The following is a 4,034-nucleotide window of genomic DNA, read 5'->3' on the forward strand; positions in this document are numbered from 1 at the left end:
GAGTTCAGACGTGTGCTCTTCCGATCTGATCCAGTTCAGCGCCGAGGCCGGCGCGATCCTCGGCCGCGCCCCGGTCGGGCAGCGCCACCTGCTGGCGGCCTACGGGCGCGACCTCGGCGCGGCCTTCCAGATCGCGGACGACCTGCTGGATGCCGAGGGCAGCACGGCGGCGATCGGCAAGACCGCCGGCAAGGACGAGGCGGCGGGCAAGGCGACGCTGGTGGCGGTCCTGGGCGCCGAGCGCGCCCGCGCGCACGCCGCAATGCTGGCCCGACAGGCCGCCGGGCATCTGGACAGTTTCGGCGAACGGGCCTTGGTTCTGCGGGCGCTCGCGGCGCACGTGGTCTCGCGCTCGCACTGACTCCCTTCGCCGCGGTGCCCGGGCTGTCCCGCCCGGGCAGATGGCCGGGGTGCCGGGGCGGGTGATACGACAAAGGTGGAAGAACGCATGTCAAAACCGAACACGCCGCTCCTCGACCGGGTGAGGATACCGGCGGACCTGCGGAACTTCTCGGCCGAGCAGCTGCGCCAGGTCGCGGACGAGCTGCGGGCCGAGACGATCGATGCCGTGTCCGTCACGGGGGGGCATCTCGGCTCGGCCCTCGGCGTGGTCGAGCTGACCGTGGCGATCCATGCCGTGTTCGAGACACCGCATGACCGCCTGATCTGGGATGTCGGCCACCAGGCCTATCCCCACAAGATCCTGACCGGCCGGCGCGACCGTATCCGCACGCTGCGCCAGGGCGGCGGCCTGTCCGGCTTCACCCGCCGGTCGGAGAGCGAATACGACCCGTTCGGCGCCGCCCATTCCTCGACCTCGATCTCCGCCGGCCTCGGCATGGCGGTAGCCCGCGATCTGAAGCTCGCGGCGGGCGTGGACGCGGCGGCGGCGGACCGCAACGTGATCTGCGTCATCGGCGACGGTGCCATGAGCGCGGGCATGGCCTATGAGGCGATGAACAACGCCGGGGCGCTGAACTCCCGCCTCGTGGTCATCCTCAACGACAACGACATGTCGATCGCCCCGCCGGTGGGCGCGATGAGCGCCTATCTGTCGCGGCTGATCTCCTCGCGCAGCTTCCTGTCGCTGCGGGAACTCGCGGTGCGCATGGCGCGCCGCTTCCCGCGCGGCATCGAGCGGACGGCAAGGCGGGCCGAGGAATATGCGCGCGGCATCCTGACCGGCGGCACGCTGTTCGAGGAGCTGGGCTTCTACTACGTGGGCCCGATCGACGGCCACAACATCGACCACCTGCTGCCGGTGCTGCGCAACGTGCGCGATGCCGAGGATCTCGGGCCGGTGCTGGTCCACGCGATCACGCGCAAGGGCAACGGCTATGGCCCGGCCGAGGAGTCGGCGGACAAATATCACGGCGTGAGCCGGTTCAACGTCGTCACGGGGGTGCAGGACAAGTCGCCGCCCGGCCCGCCCACCTATACCAAGGTGTTCGCCGATGCGCTGATCGCCGAGGCCGAGCGCGACAACAAGATCGTCGCGATCAACGCCGCGATGCCCTCCGGCACCGGGCTCGACCGGTTCGCGAAGCGCTTCCCGGACCGGTGCTTCGATGTCGGGATCGCCGAGCAGCACGCCGTGACCTTCGCCGCCGGCATGGCGACCGAGGGGATGCGGCCGTTCTGCGCGATCTATTCGACCTTCCTCCAGCGCGCCTATGACCAGGTGGTGCACGACGTCGCCATCCAGCGGCTGCCGGTGCGCTTCGCGATGGACCGCGCGGGGCTGGTCGGGGCGGACGGGGCGACGCATGCCGGCAGTTTCGACATCGCCTATCTCGGCTGCCTGCCGGGCATGGTGCTGATGGCGGCGGCGGACGAGGCCGAGCTGGTCCACATGGTGGCGACCGCCGCCGCGATCGACGACGCCCCGAGCGCGCTGCGCTATCCGCGCGGCGAGGGCACGGGCGTCGCCCTGCCGGAGATTGGCGAGGTGCTGCCGATCGGGCGCGGCCGGCTGCTGCGCGAGGGCGGTTCGGTCGCGATCCTTTCGCTCGGCACGCGGCTCGTCGATGCGCTGCGGGCCGCCGACGAACTGGCCGCCCACGGCCTGCCGGCGACGGTCGCCGACGCGCGCTTCGCCAAGCCCCTGGATACGGCGCTGATCGAACAGCTGGCCCGTCACCACGAGGTGCTGATCACGGTGGAGGAGGGGGCTGCCGGCGGCTTTGGATCGGCGGTGATGCACCATCTCGCATGGCGCGGAATGCTCGACGGCGGGCTCAAGTTCCGTCCGATGACGCTACCGGACCGTTTCATCGATCACGACTCCCAGACGCGCCAGATGGCCGAGGCCGGGCTGTCCGCGCGCGACATCGTCCGCGTCGCGATGCAGGCGATGAAGCTGGGGGACGCGGCGGGCGGCCCGCTGCGCAGCGTCACGGCGACGACATGATCACGACCCGCCGGCGCGCCGCGCTGCGCTTGGCCGGGCTGGCGCTGGCCGGGCTGGTGCTGCCGCTCGGGCCGGCGCACGCCGCGCCCGACAGCGACGTGACGGCGCCGGTGGCGCAGTTCCAGGCGGCGCTGTCGGCGGTCATGAAGGCCTCCGGGGCCTCCTTCGCGCAGCGCTACGACATGCTCGCGCCGGTGGTGGAGCGGGTGTTCGACCTGGCCGTGATCCTGCGCGCCTGCGTCGGCCCGCGCTGGCAGTCCTTCTCGCCGGACCAGCAGGCGGCGCTCGGCCACGTCTTCGCGCAGTTTACGACCGCGAGCTGGATCGCCAACTTCACCGGGGACAGCGGCGCGCGGTTCGAGATCCTGCCCGATCTGCGCAGCGTCGGGGCGGACCAGATCGTGCAGACCCGCATCCTGGTGCCCGGCCGCGAGGGGCACCGCATTGACTTCCAGATGCGCCAGGAGACCGATGGCTGGCGGGTCGTGGACGTGCTGCTCGACGGCACGATCAGCCGGGTGGCGGTGCAGCGGTCGGATTTCCGTCGCTATGTGGCCGAAAACACGGCAACACCGCTGATCAACGTGCTGCGCAAGAAGGTGGCGGACCTGTCCGGAGGATCGTTGCCGTCGTGATCGTTCCAGCCGTTTTGGCCGGCCTGCTCGCCGCGGCCGGCGTGGCCGAGGTGCTAGCCGGTGCCTGGCTCGTGCGCCGCTTCGCCGATGCGGCGGTACGGCATCGGCCGGCGCCGGCGCGCTGGTCGTCCATGCGCGACTGGCCGCCCATCACCGTCCTGAAGCCGCTCTACGGCGACGAGCCGCTGCTGGAGGCGGCGTTGGAGAGCATCTGCCGGCAGGACTATCCGGTCTATCAGATCGTCTTCGGCGTGCAGGACCCGGCGGACCCGGCCCGCGCCGTGGCCGAACGCATCGCCGCGCGGTTCCCCGACCGCGACATCACGATCGTGGTCGAGCCGATGCAGCACGGCGCGAACCGCAAGATCGGCAACCTGATCAACATGTATCCGCACGCCCGTCACGACGTGCTGGTGCTGGCCGACAGCGACCTGCATACCGCGCCCGACTATCTGTGCCGGGCGGTCGCCGCCCTGGACGAGCCCGGCGTGGGACTGGTGACGACGCTGTACGGGGCGCTGCCGGCCGGCGGCGAGTCGGACTGGGTCGGCCGCCTCGTCGGGCGCCTTGGGGCGCTGCAGATCACGGAGACCTTCCTGCCGGGCGCGCTGCTGGCGCGGGCGCTCGGGCGGCAGGACTGCCTCGGCGCCACGATGATGCTCCGGCGGGAGACGCTGGAGCGGGTGGGCGGGCTGGTCGCCCTCGCCGACCATCTGGCGGACGACCACATCCTCGGCCTGCTGGTGCGGGGGCAGGGCCTTCGGATCGCGCTCGCCGACACGGTGCCCGTCACGACCGTGCCCGAGCGGCGCCTGCGCCCGCTCCTGGTTCATGAATTGCGCTGGGCGCGCACGATCCGCGCGCTGGTCCCGGCGTCCTTCGTCGCCTCGGCCGTGCAGTATCCGCTGGCCTGGGCGCTGGTCATGCTGCTGCTGAGCCCATCCGGCTGGGCGGCGGCGTTCTATACGCTGGTGTGGCTGGCGCGGGGC

General features: G+C 71.7%; 3 protein-coding genes. All 3 read left to right on the forward strand.

The genetic code is table 11. The annotated features are described in order from the left end of the window. Positions 1 to 448 precede the first annotated feature (448 nt). Positions 449 to 2,410, forward strand: coding sequence for a 1-deoxy-D-xylulose-5-phosphate synthase (gene dxs, locus B8460_RS02965; RefSeq protein WP_048860083.1), 1,962 nt, complete (start codon positions 449 to 451; stop codon positions 2,408 to 2,410). Further along, entirely contained in the window at positions 2,407 to 3,045 is a 639-nt protein-coding gene (locus B8460_RS02970) for an ABC transporter substrate-binding protein (RefSeq protein WP_048860084.1), read from the forward strand. The genes dxs and B8460_RS02970 overlap by 4 nt, the downstream gene beginning before the upstream one ends. After that, a partial coding sequence (hpnI, locus tag B8460_RS02975; RefSeq protein WP_241771088.1) for a bacteriohopanetetrol glucosamine biosynthesis glycosyltransferase HpnI occupies positions 3,042 to 4,034 on the forward strand: 993 nt, incomplete at its 3' end. The genes B8460_RS02970 and hpnI, both read left to right, overlap by 4 nt.

This window comes from Acidisphaera rubrifaciens HS-AP3 (assembly GCF_000964365.1).
Classification (GTDB): domain Bacteria; phylum Pseudomonadota; class Alphaproteobacteria; order Acetobacterales; family Acetobacteraceae; genus Acidisphaera; species Acidisphaera rubrifaciens.